Here is a 16,618-nt window from a genome sequence, read left to right as displayed (position 1 = left end):
AAGGCGTCGAGATGGTGATGCCGGGCGACAACGTGAAGATGGTTGTCACCCTGATCAACCCGGTCGCCATGGACGCCGGCCTGCGCTTCGCCATCCGCGAAGGTGGCCGTACCGTCGGTGCTGGCGTGGTTGCCACCATCCTCGAGTAAGCCTGCATGCCGGCGGTCGCATAGCGCTGCCGGTCTGGCGAGTGGCGGGCCGGGAACCTCGGTCCGCCTTCGCCGTCTAAGGGAAGGCAAGTTTTCAACGTACGCCAGTAGCTCAATTGGCAGAGCAGCGGTCTCCAAAACCGCAGGTTGGGGGTTCGAGTCCCTCCTGGCGTGCCATCTGCCCACCTTACCGAGCGGCCCTGCCGCTAAAGCAGACACAGCCTGATGAATAGCAAGATCGAACATTCCAAGGACACCTCCGCGCAAGGCGGGGATATCGTCAAGTACGTCCTCGCATCGCTGCTGGTGCTGGCAGGTCTGTTCGTCTGGTTCTGGTTCTCCGCCGACTCCGGTCGCGCTGCCCAGCTGGGCGCGTGGGCGGGTCAGCTGCGTGCGTTGGCGGTCGTGGTCGGCCTGGTTGGCGGTATCGGCGTGTTCATGCTGACCGGCAAGGGGCGCGACACCCGCGAATTCCTCTCCGAGTCGCGTTTCGAGCTGCGTAAAGTGGTTTGGCCGACCCGTCAGGAAGCCATTCGCATGACCTGGGTGGTGATTGTCGTCGTCCTGATCCTCAGCCTGCTGCTGGGTGGGTTCGACTTCCTCATCCAGAAACTGACTCAGTGGTTCCTGGGCCGCTAAGGAGAAATGCATGAAGCGTTGGTACGTCGTTCACGCCTATTCGGGCTTCGAGAAGTCGGTGGCGCAGGCTCTGCGCGATCGCATCGTCCGTGACGGCATGGAAGAGCGCTTCGGCGACGTCCTGGTTCCGACCGAGGAAGTGATCGAAATGCGCGCCGGCCAGAAGCGCCGTTCCGAGCGCAAGTTCTTCCCGGGTTACGTGCTGGTCCAGATCGAGACCCACGAAGAAGCGGGCATTCCGCGCATCGACAACGAAAGCTGGCACCTGGTCAAGGAAACCCCGCGCGTCATGGGCTTCATCGGCGGAACCGCCGATCGTCCGCTGCCGATCGCCGATTCCGAGGCCGAGTCGATCCTGAACCGTGTCCAGGAAGGTGTCGAGAAGCCGCGTCCGAAGGTGCTGTTCGAGCCGGGGCAGATGGTCCGCGTCACCGACGGTCCGTTCAACGACTTCAACGGTGTGGTCGAAGAAGTCAATTACGAGAAGAGCCGTCTGCGCGTCTCGGTGCTGATCTTTGGTCGCGCCACCCCGGTCGAACTCGAGTTCGGTCAGGTCGAAAAGGCCGTCTGAGCAGAATTCACGTGCCGCTTCAGGCATGTGAAGAAAAAACCTGATATGCTGCGCGGCTCCCGTTGGGAAGCTGGCGGGACGAGGCCACCGAAAGGTGGCCTTCGGCATGATTTCAAAACGCGATGCCGGGACGCGTGATTCCCGGTCCGATGGGGAGCCTGTTGTCGCAAGGCGCTAGCACCCGGAGAGTACTCACATGGCAAAGAAAGTTGTCGGTTATATCAAGCTGCAGGTGAAGGCCGGTCAGGCCAACCCCTCGCCGCCGGTCGGTCCTGCGCTGGGTCAGCGCGGCCTGAACATCATGGAATTCTGCAAGGCCTTCAATGCCGCCACGCAGAAGCTCGAGCCGGGTCTGCCGGTTCCGGTGATCATCACGGCCTATTCGGACCGTACGTTCACCTTCATCACGAAGAGCACTCCGGCCACCACCCTGCTGAAGAAGGCCGCTGGCATCTCGTCGGGCTCCAAGCGCCCGAACACCGAGAAGGTCGGCAAGGTCACCCGTAAGCAGCTGGAAGAGATCGCCAAGGCGAAGGAACCGGATCTGACTGCCGCCGATCTGGACGCCGCCGTGCGTACCATCGCTGGCTCTGCCCGTTCCATGGGCCTCGTGGTGGAGGGTTAAGAAGATGGCACAGACCAAGCGTGAGAAGGCCATCAAGGCCGCTATCGTTCCGGGCAAGGCATACGCCTTCGAGGACGCGATCAACATCCTGAAGACCGCCACCAAGGCCAAGTTCGTCGAGTCGATCGACGTTGCCGTGCGCCTGGGCGTCGACGCGAAGAAGTCCGACCAGCAGGTTCGTGGCTCCACCGTGCTGCCGGCAGGTACCGGCAAGTCGGTCCGCGTCGCTGTCTTCGCTCCGGCCGGTGCCAAGGCTGACGAAGCCCTGGCCGCTGGCGCCGAAGCCGTCGGCATGGACGACCTGGCCGAGAAGATGCAGGCCGGCGATCTGAACTACGACGTCGTGATCGCGACCCCGGACGCAATGCGCGTCGTCGGCAAGCTGGGTACCGTGCTGGGCCCGCGCGGCCTGATGCCGAACCCGAAGGTCGGCACCGTCTCCCCGAACCCGGGTGAGGCCGTGAAGAATGCCAAGTCGGGTCAGGTGCGTTACCGCACCGACAAGGCCGGCATCATCCACTGCACCATCGGCAAGGCCGACTTCGCCGAAGACGCGCTGAAGTCGAACCTGACCGCGCTGCTGCTGGACCTGATCAAGGCCAAGCCGGCTACCTCGAAGGGCACCTACCTGCAGAAGGTTTCGGTCAGCTCGACGATGGGCCCGGGCGTCACCGTCGACCAGTCGTCGCTGAGCCTGAAGTAATCGTTTCAAGCGGTCGCGGGTCCCTCGGGTCCCGCGACCGTGACATTTGAAGGCATCGCCGGCAACCCATCGCCGGTGGTAGCCGTCAAAGACCGCAGGTGCGGTCGTGGCATGCCGGCGACGGGCACGGAAGCTCGATTTGGCAGGGAGTCGCCGCCGGAGCAGTCACGAACGCTTAATCGATTCCCCGGAATCACCCTGCGTAGATGGTGCCCTTCTGGAGTTTTTCTGGTTCACGCACGTCTGGGGTTACCCAGGTTGGCCCACTCCAGGTCTAGAACGGCCCACCCCCCGGAACATCATTCCGATGTTCCCGGCGTCCAGGACGGATGCCGCACAGGACCGCACACGGCAGGAGCCGTAAGCGGAGTTCAATCGGAGGAGTGCAATGGCTCTCAATCTGTCCCAGAAGCAAGAAGTAGTCGCGGAGCTGGCAGACATCGCCGCCAAGGCCCACTCCTTGATCGCAGCCGAATACGCTGGCACCACGGTCGCCCAGATGACCGCGATGCGCAAGCAGGCTCGTGAAACCGGCGTTTTCTTGAAAGTTGTCAAGAACACCCTGGCTTCGCGTGCCGTCGAAGGCACCGAGTTCGCAGTCGCACAGGACCAGATGGTTGGTCCGCTGCTGTACGCGTTCTCGCTCGAGGAGCCCGGTGCAGCCGGTCGCCTGATCAAGGATGCCGCCAAGGGCAACGACAAGCTGAAGGCCAAGGTCGTCGCAATCGGTGGTGAAGTGTTCCCGGCGAGCCACGTCGAGGTTCTGGCATCGCTGCCGACCCGCGACCAGGCCCTGGCAATGCTGGCACGTGTCCTGACCGAGCCGGTCACGATGTTCGCCCGCGCCATCAAGGCAATCGGCGACAAGCAGAATGGTGGCGACGTCGCCGCCGACGCTGCTGAACCGGCCGCCGAGACCGCCTGAGTTTCGACCAATCGTGGTTCCTGACGGAACCTCAATCCAGAAAAACATCCAAAGGTAATTATCATGTCCCTTACCAACGAACAGATCGTCGACGCCATCGCCGAGAAGTCCCTGATGGAAGTGATGGAGCTGGTCAAGGCCATCGAAGAGAAGTTCGGCGTCTCCGCCGCTGCTCCGGTTGCCGTTGCTGGCCCGGCCGGCCCGGCCGCTCCGGTCGAAGAGCAGACCGAATTCGTCGTCACCCTGAAGAGCGCTGGCGAAAAGAAGGTTGAAGTCATCAAGGCCGTCCGCGCCATCACCGGCCTGGGCCTGAAGGAAGCAAAGGACCTGGCCGAAGCCGGCGGCGTCCTGAAGGACAACGCTTCGAAGGACGAAGCCGAGAAGATGAAGAAGGACCTGGAAGCTGCTGGCGCGACTGTCGAAGTCAAGTAAGCACTTCCTTTGCGTCGCCATCGAAATCCGGCGATGCAGCCAAGGCTGGGGGCGTAAGCCCCCGGCCTTTGGTCGTTGTTGCGGTGCTGTAGATCCACGCCATGCGTGGATGTGAAAAACGGCAAAAAAGCCCAACACGGGCTGCGGTCAAACCCTGGCCGGCCAGCGCAACGCGCGGCGGCGGGGGAGTGGATGCAGACGAGTTGGCAGTTGGAAGTAGCGGGAGAAGGCGTGCTGGTGCCGGCAATACCAGCGACTTCCAACTGACAATTTCAAGTTCCCTTCGGGTCGTGGGCGCACGACCCGCACAACAAGGTGGAAGACCTCATGACGTCCTATTCGTTCACCGAAAAAAAGCGTATCCGCAAGGATTTCGGCAAGCAGCGTTCGATTCTCGAAGTGCCGTTCCTGCTCGCCATCCAGGTGGATTCCTACCGTGAATTCCTGCAGGAAAACGTCGATCCGGCCAAGCGCACGGACCACGGCCTGCACGCTGCACTGAAGTCGGTCTTCCCGATCGCCAGCTACAGCGGCAATGCTGCCCTGGAATATGTCGGCTACAAGCTGGGTGATCCGGTCTTCGACGAGCGTGAGTGCCGTCAGCGTGGCATGAGCTACGGTGCGCCGCTGCGCGTGACCGTGCGCCTGGTGATCTACGACCGCGAGTCGTCGACCAAGGCCATCAAGTACGTGAAGGAGCAGGAGGTCTACCTCGGCGAAATCCCGCTGATGACCGACAACGGCACCTTCATCGTCAACGGCACCGAGCGCGTCATCGTCTCGCAGCTGCACCGCTCGCCGGGCGTGTTCTTCGACCACGATCGTGGCAAGACCCACAGCTCGGGCAAGCTGCTGTACAGCGCCCGCATCATTCCTTACCGCGGCTCCTGGCTGGACTTCGAGTTCGACCCGAAGGACGCGCTGTTCACCCGTATCGATCGTCGCCGCAAGCTGCCGGTGTCGATCCTGCTGCGTGCGCTTGGCTACAGCAACGAAGAGATGCTGGCCGAGTTCTTCGAGATCAACACCTTCCACATCAACCCGGATGAAGGCGTCCAGCTGGAGCTGGTGCCCGAGCGCCTGCGCGGCGAAACCCTGGGCTTCGACCTCGCCGACGGCGACAAGGTCATCGTGGAAGCCGGCAAGCGCATCACCGCGCGCCACATCAAGCAGCTGGAAGCCTCGGGCATCGCCGCCCTGGCCGTGCCGGACGACTACATCGTCGGCCGCATCCTGTCGCACGACGTGGTCGATGCCTCCACCGGCGAACTGCTGGCGCAGGCCAACGACGAAATCACCGACGAACAGCTGCAGGCCTTCCGCAAGGCCGGCGTCGATGCCGTGGGCACCCTGTGGGTGAACGACCTGGATCGTGGCCCGTACCTGTCCAACACCCTGCGCATCGATCCGACCAAGACCCAGCTGGAAGCCCTGGTCGAGATCTACCGCATGATGCGTCCGGGCGAGCCGCCGACCAAGGATGCCGCGCAGAACCTGTTCCACAACCTGTTCTTCACCTTCGAGCGCTACGACCTGTCCGCCGTCGGCCGCATGAAGTTCAACCGTCGCGTGGGCCGCAAGGAAACCACCGGCGAAGCCGTGCTGTACGACCGCAAGTACTACGGTGAGCGCAACGACGAAGAGTCCAAGCGCCTCGTTGCCGCCCACGGCGACAGCTCGGACATCCTGGACGTGATCAAGGTTCTGACCGAGATCCGCAACGGTCGCGGCGTGGTCGATGACATCGATCACCTGGGCAACCGTCGCGTGCGTTCGGTCGGTGAAATGGCCGAGAACGTGTTCCGCGTGGGTCTGGTCCGCGTCGAGCGCGCGGTCAAGGAACGCCTGTCGATGGCCGAGTCGGAAGGCCTGACCCCGCAGGAGCTGATCAACGCCAAGCCGGTGGCTGCGGCGATCAAGGAATTCTTCGGCTCCTCGCAGCTGTCGCAGTTCATGGATCAGAACAACCCGCTGTCGGAAGTCACGCACAAGCGTCGCGTCTCGGCCCTGGGCCCGGGCGGCCTGACCCGTGAGCGCGCCGGCTTCGAAGTGCGCGACGTGCACCCGACCCATTACGGCCGCGTCTGCACCATCGAAACGCCGGAAGGCCCGAACATCGGCCTGATCAACTCGCTGGCCGTGTACGCCCGCACCAACCAGTACGGTTTCCTCGAGACCCCGTACCGCAAGGTCGTGGACGGCAAGGTATTCGACGAAGTCGAGTTCCTGTCGGCCATCGAGGAAAACGAGTACGTCATCGCCCAGGCCAACGCCCTGACCGATGCCAACAGCGTGCTGACCGAGCAGTTCGTCCCCTGCCGTTACCAGGGCGAATCGCTGCTGAAGCCGCCGGCGGAAGTCCACTTCATGGACGTCTCGCCGATGCAGACCGTGTCGATCGCGGCCGCGCTGGTTCCGTTCCTGGAGCACGATGACGCCAACCGCGCACTGATGGGCGCCAACATGCAGCGTCAGGCCGTGCCGACCCTGCGTGCGCAGAAGCCGCTGGTCGGTACCGGCATCGAGCGCGCCGTGGCGCGTGACTCGGGCGTGACCGTGAACGCCCGTCGTGGTGGTGAGATCGTGCAGATCGACGCCGCCCGCATCGTGGTCAAGGTCAATGAAGCCGAGATCACCGACGCGTCCGACGCCGGCGTGGACATCTACAACCTGATCAAGTACACCCGCTCCAACCAGAACACCTGCATCAACCAGCGACCGCTGGTGGAAGTGGGCAACGTGGTGGCGCGTGGCGACGTGCTGGCCGATGGTCCGTCCACCGACATCGGTGAACTGGCCCTGGGCCAGAACATGCTGATCGCCTTCATGCCGTGGAACGGCTACAACTTCGAAGACTCCATCCTGCTCTCCGAGCGCGTGGTGGAAGAGGATCGCTACACCACGATCCACATCGAAGAGCTGACCTGCGTTGCGCGTGACACCAAGCTGGGGCCGGAGGAAATCTCGGCCGACATCCCGAACGTTTCCGAGCAGGCGCTGAACCGCCTGGACGAAAGCGGCGTGGTGTACATCGGTGCCGAAGTCCGCGCCGGCGACATCATGGTCGGCAAGGTCACCCCGAAGGGCGAAAGCCAGCTGACCCCGGAAGAGAAGCTGCTGCGCGCGATCTTCGGCGAGAAGGCTTCGGACGTGAAGGACAGCTCGCTGCGCGTGCCGCCGGGCATGGACGGCACCGTCATCGACGTGCAGGTCTTCACCCGCGACGGCATCGAGAAGGACAAGCGCGCCCGTCAGATCGAAGAGTCTGAAATCAAGCGCGTCAAGAAGGACTTCGACGACCAGTTCCGCATCCTGGAAGCAGCCATCTATGCCCGTCTGCGTTCGCAGATCGTCGGCAAGGTGGTCAACGGTGGCGCCGGCCTGAAGAAGGGCGACGTCATCTCCGACGCCTACCTGGATGGCCTGAAGAAGGCCGACTGGTTCGTGCTGCGCATGAAGGACGAGGACGCCGCCGAAGCCATCGAACGCGCACAGAAGCAGATCCAGGCGCACGAGAAGGAATTCGAGCGTCGCTTCGCCGACAAGCGCGGCAAGATCACCGCTGGCGACGACCTCGCCCCGGGCGTGCTGAAGATGGTCAAGGTGTTCCTGGCAGTGAAGCGCCGCATCCAGCCGGGCGACAAGATGGCAGGTCGCCACGGCAACAAGGGTGTGGTGTCCAACGTGGTGCCGGTCGAGGACATGCCGTACATGGCCTCGGGCGAAACCGTGGACATCGTGCTGAACCCGCTGGGCGTGCCGTCGCGCATGAACATCGGGCAGATCCTGGAAGTGCACCTGGGCTGGGCCGCCAAGGGTCTGGGTCGCAAGATCCAGGCAATGCTGGAAGCCCAGGCCGCGGTCGCCGACCTGCGCAAGTTCCTGGACGACATCTACAACCACGATGACACCAACGTGGCCAACCGTGTCGACCTGTCGCAGTTCAGCGACGAGGAACTGCTGCGCCTGGCCCGCAACCTGACCGACGGCGTGCCGATGGCAACGCCGGTGTTCGACGGTGCCACCGAAGCGGAAATCAAGCGCATGCTGGAACTGGCCGACCTGCCGAGCAGTGGCCAGACCCAGCTGTATGACGGCCGCACCGGTGAAGCCTTCGATCGCCACACCACCGTTGGCTACATGCACTACCTGAAGCTGAACCACCTGGTCGACGACAAGATGCACGCCCGTTCGACCGGTCCGTACTCGCTTGTCACCCAGCAGCCGCTGGGCGGCAAGGCGCAGTTCGGCGGCCAGCGCTTCGGTGAAATGGAAGTCTGGGCGCTGGAAGCCTACGGCGCGGCCTACACCCTGCAGGAAATGCTGACGGTGAAGTCCGATGACGTGCAGGGCCGCAACCAGATGTACAAGAACATCGTCGACGGTGAGCACGAGATGGTCGCGGGCATGCCGGAATCCTTCAACGTCCTGGTGAAGGAAATCCGCTCGCTGGCCATCAACATGGAACTGGAAGACAACTGATCCATGCCGGCGCGGCGGCTGGCAGTGAACTGAAAGCCCATCGACACAGCATTCCTCCTTCTGGAGAACACCATGAAAGACCTGCTCAACCTCTTCAACCAGCAGCGCCAGACGCTGGACTTCGACGCGATCAAGATCGCGCTGGCTTCGCCGGACCTGATCCGTTCGTGGTCCTTCGGCGAAGTGAAGAAGCCGGAAACCATCAACTACCGTACCTTCAAGCCGGAACGTGACGGCCTGTTCTGCGCCGCCATCTTCGGACCGGTCAAGGACTACGAGTGCCTGTGCGGCAAGTACAAGCGCATGAAGCACCGCGGCGTGGTCTGCGAGAAGTGCGGCACCGAAGTGACTCTGGCCAAGGTGCGTCGTGAGCGCATGGGCCACATCGACCTGGCTTCCCCGGTCGCGCACATCTGGTTCCTGAAGTCGCTGCCGTCGCGCATCGGCCTGATGCTGGACATGACCCTGCGCGATATCGAGCGCGTGCTGTACTTCGAAGCATACGTGGTGACCGAGCCGGGCCTGACCGCCCTGGAGCGCCGCCAGCTGCTGACCGAAGAACAGTACCTGCAGGCCCGCCAGGAGCACGGCGACGATTTCGACGCCGCCATGGGCGCCGAGGCCGTGTACGAACTGCTGCGCACCATCGACCTGCAGTCGGAAATGACCCGCCTGCGCGAAGAGATCGCCAGCACTGGCTCGGAAACCAAGCTGAAGCGACTGACCAAGCGCATCAAGCTGATCGAAGCCTTCCTGGAATCGGGCAACCGTCCGGAGTGGATGGTCATGACCGTCCTGCCGGTGCTGCCGCCGGACCTGCGTCCGCTGGTTCCGCTGGATGGTGGCCGCTTCGCGACCTCCGATCTGAACGACCTGTACCGCCGCGTCATCAACCGCAACAACCGCCTGCGCCGCCTGCTCGAACTGAGCGCGCCGGACATCATCGTGCGTAATGAAAAGCGCATGCTGCAGGAATCGGTCGATGCGCTGCTGGACAACGGCCGTCGTGGCCGTGCCATCACCGGCACCAACAAGCGCCCGCTGAAGTCGCTGGCCGACATGATCAAGGGCAAGCAGGGTCGCTTCCGCCAGAACCTGCTCGGCAAGCGCGTCGACTACTCGGGCCGTTCGGTCATCGTGGTCGGTCCGTACCTGCGCCTGCACCAGTGCGGCCTGCCGAAGAAGATGGCGCTCGAACTGTTCAAGCCGTTCGTGTTCGCCAAGCTGCAGCGTCGGGGCCTGGCCACCACCATCAAGGCCGCCAAGAAGCTGGTCGAGCGCGAAGAAGCCGAAGTCTGGGACATCCTGGAAGAGGTCATCCGCGAGCATCCGGTGATGCTGAACCGTGCGCCGACCCTGCACCGTCTGGGCATCCAGGCCTTCGAGCCGGTCCTGATCGAAGGCAAGGCCATCCAGCTGCACCCGCTGGTCTGCACCGCGTTCAACGCCGACTTCGACGGTGACCAGATGGCCGTCCACGTGCCGCTCTCGCTGGAAGCCCAGCTGGAAGCGCGTGCGCTGATGATGTCGACCAACAACATCCTGTCGCCGGCCAACGGCGAGCCGATCATCGTGCCGTCGCAGGACGTCGTGCTGGGTCTGTACTACATGACCCGCTCGCTGGAAAACAAGAAGGGCGAGGGCATGGCCTTCGCCAACATCGCCGAAGTCAAGCGCGCCTACGACAACCGCGTGGTGGAACTGCACGCACGCGTCAAGGTCCGCATCACCGAGGTGGTGACCGACGAAGAAGGCAACAAGCAGAACAAGACCTCGATCGTGGACACCACGATCGGTCGCGCCCTGCTGGCTGAAATCCTGCCGGAAGGCCTGCCGTTCGCGCTGGCCAACACCGAGCTGACCAAGAAGAACATCAGCCGCCTGATCAACTCCAGCTACCGCCAGCTGGGTCTGAAGGACACGGTCGTGTTCGCCGACAAGCTGATGTACACCGGCTTCGCCTACGCGACCCGCGCCGGCGTCTCGATCGGCATCGACGACATGCTGATCCCGGACGAGAAGAAGGGCATCCTCACCGAGGCCGAAGCCGAAGTGCTGGAAATCCAGGAGCAGTACCAGTCGGGTCTGGTCACCGCCGGCGAGCGCTACAACAAGGTGGTCGACATCTGGTCGCGCACCAATGAGCGCATCGCCAAGGCGATGATGGACACCATCGGTACCGAGAAGGTCATCAATGCCAAGGGCGAGACCATCGACCAGAAGTCGATGAACTCCCTGTACATCATGGCCGACTCCGGTGCACGAGGCAGCCAGGCGCAGATCCGCCAGCTGGCCGGCATGCGTGGCCTGATGGCCCGTCCCGATGGCTCGATCATCGAGACGCCCATCAAGGCGAACTTCCGCGAAGGCCTGAACGTGCAGGAGTACTTCAACTCCACCCACGGTGCCCGTAAGGGACTGGCCGATACCGCGCTGAAGACCGCGAACTCGGGTTACCTGACCCGTCGTCTGGTCGACGTGGCGCAGGACGTGGTGATCACCGAGGTGGATTGCGGTACCACCGAAGGCCTGATCATGACCCCGATCGTGGAAGGCGGCGACGTGGTCGAGCCGCTGAAGGACCGCGTGCTGGGTCGCGTGGTTGCCGAGGACGTGTTCCTGCCGGGCAACGACGAAGATCCGATCGTCACCCGCAACACCCTGCTCGACGAAGCCTGGGTCGCCAAGCTGGAAGACGCCGGCGTGCAGAGCATCAAGGTGCGTTCGACGATCTCGTGCGAATCGGCCTTCGGTGTCTGCGGTCGCTGCTACGGCCGCGATCTGGCCCGTGGCCACCTGGTCAACATCGGTGAAGCGGTCGGCGTCATCGCCGCCCAGTCCATCGGTGAGCCGGGTACCCAGCTGACCATGCGTACGTTCCACATCGGTGGTGCGGCGTCGCGAGCTGCTGCGGTCGACAACATCACCGTCAAGACCACCGGCTCGGTCAAGTTCAGCAACCTCAAGTCGGTCGAGCACGCCAATGGCTCGCTGGTGGCAGTGTCGCGCTCGGGCGAAATCTCGGTGCTCGATGCCCACGGTCGTGAGCGTGAGCGTTACAAGCTGCCGTACGGTGCGACCATCACTTCCAAGGATGGTGATTCGATCAAGGCTGGCCAGACCGTGGCCAACTGGGATCCGCATAACCACCCGATCGTTTCGGAAGTGGCCGGCTTCATCCGCTTCATCGACTTCGTCGACGGCATCACCGTCATCGAGAAGACCGATGAGCTGACCGGCCTGGCCTCGCGCGAGATCACCGACCCGAAGCGCCGCGGCGCCCAGGCCAAGGATCTGCGCCCGATCGTCCGCATCGTCGATGGCAAGGGCAACGACCTGTCGATTCCGGGCACCGACCTGCCGGCGCAGTACCTGCTGCCGCCGCGCTCGATCGTCAACCTGCAGGACGGCGCTGCCGTCGGCGTGGGCGACGTGGTTGCCAAGATCCCGCAGGAAGCGTCCAAGACCCGCGACATCACCGGTGGTCTGCCGCGCGTGGCCGATCTGTTCGAAGCGCGCAAGCCGAAGGACCCGGCCGTGCTGGCCGAGCGTTCGGGCATCATCAGCTTCGGCAAGGACACCAAGGGCAAGCAGCGCCTGATCATCAAGGACACCGATGGTTCGGAGCACGAAGAGCTGATTCCGAAGTACCGTCAGGTCATCGTGTTCGAAGGTGAGCACGTGACCAAGGGCGAAACCATCGTCGACGGCGAGCCGAGCCCGCAGGACATCCTGCGCCTGCTGGGCGTCGAGCCGCTGGCCGCCTACCTGGTGAAGGAAATCCAGGACGTGTACCGCCTGCAGGGTGTGAAGATCAACGACAAGCACATCGAGGTGATCACCCGCCAGATGCTGCGCAAGGTCGAGATCACCGATCAGGGCAGCAGCAAGTTCCTGAACGGCGAACAGGTCGAACGCCAGCGTGTCATCGAGGAAAATGCTCGCCTCACCGCCCGCAACGAGCTGATCGCCCGTTTCGACCCGGTGCTGCTGGGCATCACCAAGGCCTCGCTGGCAACCGAGTCGTTCATCTCGGCCGCTTCCTTCCAGGAAACCACCCGCGTGCTGACCGAGGCTGCCGTCCGCGGCACCAAGGACAACCTGCGCGGCCTGAAGGAGAACGTGATCGTCGGCCGTCTGATCCCGGCCGGTACCGGCCTGACCTACCACGCCAACCGCCGCCGCAATGCGAGCGGGCTGACGGACTCGGAAATGCAGACCCTGGCCGGCACCCCGGCAGCTGCAGCCGCCGTGGCCGTGGCAGCACCGGAAGTGGTGGTGGAGTCGACCGACGCCGAGCAGGCCGAGGATTGATCGTTGGGTCCGGCTTCGGCCGGACCGCGATCGGGCAGGGCCCGGCCATCGGCCGGACCCTGCTGGGTATCCCGGCTCCGTGCCGGGCACGTATCACGCAGGACCCGCTTCGGCGGGATCTGCACTCGAGGGCGCAGGCCGCTGGTCTGTTCGCCGTCGATGAGGTAGGATGCCGCCCCGGCCCAGCGATGGGTCGGGCGACAACCTGAACGGGGGGCATGGAGAAGGCTCCCCTGTAACGGCCCTGGATCAGGGCTGGCTTGGCGCGTGCGCATTTGACCGCGTTTTCGTCAAGTTGCTACAATCGTCTGTCTCAGCAGGCCGGTTTTTCGCCTGCTCGCACATATCCGCATTCATGGCCGGTTTTTTTCGGCCTCTCTCAGAAGAACATACTGATGGCGACGATCAATCAGCTTGTCCGCAAGCCGCGGCAGGCAACCACTTATAAGAGCGCCTCGCCGGCTCTCGAAAAGTGCCCCCAGCGCCGTGGCGTCTGCACGCGCGTTTACACCACTACTCCGAAGAAGCCGAACTCGGCCCTTCGCAAGGTTGCCAAGGTTCGCCTGACCAACCAGGAAGAAGTGATTTCCTACATCGGCGGTGAAGGCCACAACCTGCAGGAGCACTCCGTGGTCCTGATCCGTGGCGGTCGCGTCAAGGATCTGCCGGGTGTGCGTTACCACACCGTTCGTGGTTCGCTGGACGCCTCCGGCGTTGCCAAGCGTCGCCAGGGCCGTTCCAAGTACGGCGCCAAGCGTCCGAAGAGCTAAGGGAAAGCACACATGTCTCGTAAAGGTAATACGCCGCAGCGCGCAGTCCTGCCGGATCCGAAGCACGGAAGCGAAACCATCGCCCGTTTCATCAACATGGTGATGCTGAGCGGCAAGAAGTCGGTCGCTGAGAAGATCGTCTATGGCGCCATGGACGTGATCGGTGAGAAGAACCCGAATTCCGTCGAGCTGGTTCAGAAGGCTCTGGAAAACGTGGCTCCGTCGGTCGAAGTCAAGTCGCGTCGTGTCGGTGGTGCCACCTACCAGGTGCCGGTCGAAGTGCGCGCCTCGCGCAAGATGGCGCTGGCCATGCGTTGGCTGATCGACTCCGCGCGCAAGCGTGGTGAGAACACCATGCCGAAGAAGCTGGCCGCTGAACTGATCGATGCCTCGGAAAACCGCGGCGGCGCCATCAAGAAGCGCGAAGAAACCCACCGCATGGCCGAAGCCAACAAGGCATTCGCCCACTACCGCTGGTGAGTTTGACGGCCTTGTAAAACAGGCAGGGCAGCACCATCTCGGTGCTGCCTCGCGGCCCAGAAGGGCTGCGCCAATCCGAAGGCCGCCGAAAGGCGGCGTTCGGCCATCCGAATTCCAAGAAATTGAGAGGCTCCCGTGGCCCGTTCCACTCCCATCGAGCGTTACCGCAACTTCGGCATCATGGCTCACATCGATGCCGGCAAGACCACCACGTCCGAGCGCATCCTGTTCTACACCGGCAAGAGCCACAAGATCGGTGAAGTGCATGACGGCGCCGCCACCATGGACTGGATGGAGCAGGAGCAGGAGCGTGGCATCACGATCCAGTCCGCTGCCACCACCGCGTTCTGGAAGGGCATGGACAAGTCCCTGCCGGAGCACCGCTTCAACATCATCGACACCCCCGGGCACGTCGACTTCACCATCGAAGTGGAGCGCTCGCTGCGCGTGCTCGACGGTGCGGTGTTCGTGCTGTGCGCCGTCGGTGGCGTGCAGCCGCAGTCGGAAACCGTGTGGCGCCAGGCCAACCGCTACAAGGTGCCGCGCATCGCGTTCGTCAACAAGATGGACCGCACCGGTGCCAACTTCTACAAGGTCCGCGACCAGCTGAAGGCCAAGCTCGGCGCTGTCGCCGTGCCGATGCAGCTGCCGATCGGCGCTGAAGAAGGCTTCAAGGGCGTTGTCGACCTGCTGAAGATGAAGGCCATCCATTGGGACGAAGCTTCCCAGGGCATGAAGTTCGAGTACGGCGAAATCCCGGCCGACCTGCAGGAAAAGGCTGAAGAAGCCCGTACCTTCATGATCGAAGCTGCGGCCGAAGCCAACGAAGAGCTGATGGAAAAGTACCTGGGCGGCGAAGAGCTGGCCGAGGCTGAAATCATCAACGCGCTGCGTATCCGTACGCTGGCCACCGAGATCGTGCCGATGTTCTGCGGCTCGGCGTTCAAGAACAAGGGCGTGCAGGCCATGCTCGACGGCGTGGTGCAGCTGCTGCCGTCGCCGGTCGACGTGCCGGACGTGACCGGTACCGACGTTGACGACGAAACCAAGGAAATGAGCCGCAAGTCCGACGACAAGGCTCCGTTCTCGTCGCTGGCCTTCAAGATCATCACCGACCCGTTCGTCGGCGCGCTGACCTTCTTCCGCGTGTACTCGGGCACCCTGAACGGTGGCGACACCGTGCTGAACTCGGTCAAGGGCAAGAAGGAGCGCATCGGCCGCATCCTGCAGATGCACTCGAACAACCGCGAGGAAATCAAGGAAGTTCTGGCCGGTGACATCGCTGCTGCCGTGGGCCTGAAGGACACCACCACCGGTGACACCCTGTGCTCCATCGACCAGCCGATCATCCTGGAGCGCATGACGTTCCCGGAGCCGGTGATCTCGATGGCCGTCGAGCCGAAGACCAAGTCGGACCAGGAAAAGATGGGTCTGGCCCTGGGTCGCCTGGCCCAGGAAGATCCGTCGTTCCGCGTCAAGACCGACGAGGAATCCGGCCAGACCATCATCTCGGGCATGGGCGAGCTGCACCTGGACATCATCGTCGACCGCCTGAAGCGCGAGTTCAACGTTGAAGCCAACGTCGGCGCGCCGCAGGTGGCCTACCGCGAAACCATCACCCTGGCCGACGTCAAGTCGGACTACAAGCACGCCAAGCAGTCCGGTGGTAAGGGTCAGTACGGTCACGTCGTGATCGAGCTGTCGCCGCTGACCGCTGCCGACCGTGCCGATCCCAAGCTGGCCCCGGCTATCAAGGACGACTTCCTGTTCGTCAATGACATCACCGGCGGCGTGATCCCGAAGGAATTCATTCCTTCGATCGAAAAGGGCCTGCGCGAAACCATCACCAGCGGTCCGCTGGCTGGCTTCCCGGTCGTGGACGTCAAGGTCAAGCTGGTGTTCGGTTCGTACCACGACGTCGACTCCTCGGAAATGGCGTTCAAGCTGGCTTCGTCGATGGCCTTCAAGCAGGGCTTCGCCAAGGCCAAGCCGGTGCTGCTGGAGCCGATCATGAAGGTCGAGATCGTGACCCCGGAGGATTACCAGGGTGACGTGATGGGCGACGTCAGCCGTCGTCGCGGCGTGCTGCAGGGTTCCGACACCACCGGTGATGGTTCGGCCAGCATCATCAACGCGATGATCCCGCTGGGTGAAATGTTCGGCTACGCCACTGCGCTGCGTTCGCAGACCCAGGGCCGCGCCACCTTCACCATGGAATTCGACCATTACGAGCCGGCGCCGAACAACATCGCCGAAGCCGTCATGAAGAAGGGCTGAGCCTCGCTCAGCCTCTCCTGAAAACCACTTACATAATCAAGGTATAGAACAATGGCAAAGGGTAAGTTCGAGCGCACCAAGCCGCACGTCAACGTCGGCACCATCGGTCACGTCGATCACGGCAAGACCACGCTGACCGCCGCACTGACCAAGATCGGTGCAGAGCGCTTCGGTGGCGAGTTCAAGGATTACTCCGCGATCGACGCCGCGCCGGAAGAAAAGGCACGTGGCATCACGATCTCGACCGCGCA

General features: G+C 63.2%; 12 protein-coding genes, 1 tRNA gene and 1 pseudogene. All 14 read left to right on the top strand.

Annotated elements, in window-relative coordinates; translation table 11 throughout:
* Positions 1-149, top strand: a pseudogene (tuf, locus tag TEP_RS15640) (elongation factor Tu); the annotation flags it as partial.
* Positions 150-250: 101 nt separating this feature from the next.
* Positions 251-326: transfer RNA gene (locus TEP_RS15635), tRNA-Trp, on the top strand.
* 48 nt (positions 327-374) lie between these two features.
* On the top strand, positions 375-788 hold the full coding sequence (gene secE, locus TEP_RS15630; RefSeq protein ID WP_132825864.1) for a preprotein translocase subunit SecE: 414 nt from the start codon (positions 375-377) through the stop codon (positions 786-788).
* 10 nt (positions 789-798) lie between these two features.
* Positions 799-1,359 (top strand): transcription termination/antitermination protein NusG, encoded by a 561-nt coding sequence (nusG, locus tag TEP_RS15625; RefSeq protein ID WP_049469630.1) that lies wholly within the window; start codon positions 799-801, stop codon positions 1,357-1,359.
* A gap of 196 nt (positions 1,360-1,555) precedes the next feature.
* Positions 1,556-1,984: a 50S ribosomal protein L11 gene (rplK, locus tag TEP_RS15620; RefSeq protein WP_004145248.1), complete on the top strand. Its 429-nt coding sequence runs from the start codon at positions 1,556-1,558 to the stop codon at positions 1,982-1,984.
* A 4-nt stretch (positions 1,985-1,988) separates the two neighbouring features.
* On the top strand, positions 1,989-2,687 hold the full coding sequence (gene rplA / locus TEP_RS15615; protein WP_025879349.1) for a 50S ribosomal protein L1: 699 nt from the start codon (positions 1,989-1,991) through the stop codon (positions 2,685-2,687).
* Positions 2,688-3,075: 388 nt separating this feature from the next.
* Complete coding sequence (gene rplJ, locus TEP_RS15605; RefSeq protein ID WP_049469632.1) at positions 3,076-3,612, top strand: 50S ribosomal protein L10; 537 nt, start codon at positions 3,076-3,078, stop codon at positions 3,610-3,612.
* Positions 3,613-3,675: 63 nt separating this feature from the next.
* A complete protein-coding gene (rplL, locus tag TEP_RS15600) occupies positions 3,676-4,044 on the top strand; it encodes a 50S ribosomal protein L7/L12 (RefSeq protein WP_132825863.1) in 369 nt (122 codons plus the stop codon).
* Between the two features lie 327 nt (positions 4,045-4,371).
* A complete protein-coding gene (gene rpoB, locus TEP_RS15595; protein ID WP_117309621.1) occupies positions 4,372-8,526 on the top strand; it encodes a DNA-directed RNA polymerase subunit beta in 4,155 nt (1,384 codons plus the stop codon).
* 72 nt (positions 8,527-8,598) lie between these two features.
* The gene (gene rpoC / locus TEP_RS15590) at positions 8,599-12,840 is read left to right on the top strand and encodes a DNA-directed RNA polymerase subunit beta' (protein ID WP_093821425.1); all 4,242 of its coding nucleotides are present in this window, start codon (positions 8,599-8,601) and stop codon (positions 12,838-12,840) included.
* 395 nt (positions 12,841-13,235) lie between these two features.
* On the top strand, positions 13,236-13,610 hold the full coding sequence (rpsL, locus tag TEP_RS15585) for a 30S ribosomal protein S12 (protein WP_025879344.1): 375 nt from the start codon (positions 13,236-13,238) through the stop codon (positions 13,608-13,610).
* 12 nt (positions 13,611-13,622) lie between these two features.
* Complete coding sequence (gene rpsG / locus TEP_RS15580; protein WP_025879343.1) at positions 13,623-14,090, top strand: 30S ribosomal protein S7; 468 nt, start codon at positions 13,623-13,625, stop codon at positions 14,088-14,090.
* Positions 14,091-14,225: 135 nt separating this feature from the next.
* Positions 14,226-16,367, top strand: coding sequence for an elongation factor G (fusA, locus tag TEP_RS15575; RefSeq protein WP_132825862.1), 2,142 nt, complete (start codon positions 14,226-14,228; stop codon positions 16,365-16,367).
* A 51-nt stretch (positions 16,368-16,418) separates the two neighbouring features.
* The coding region (locus tag TEP_RS15570; protein ID WP_240790714.1) for a GTP-binding protein at positions 16,419-16,618 on the top strand (200 nt) is incomplete at its 3' end.

Origin of the sequence: Stenotrophomonas sp. TEPEL (assembly GCF_004348785.1) — a bacterium.
Lineage (GTDB): Bacteria > Pseudomonadota > Gammaproteobacteria > Xanthomonadales > Xanthomonadaceae > Stenotrophomonas > Stenotrophomonas indicatrix.
This window is presented reverse-complemented; position numbering and strand designations above follow the sequence as displayed.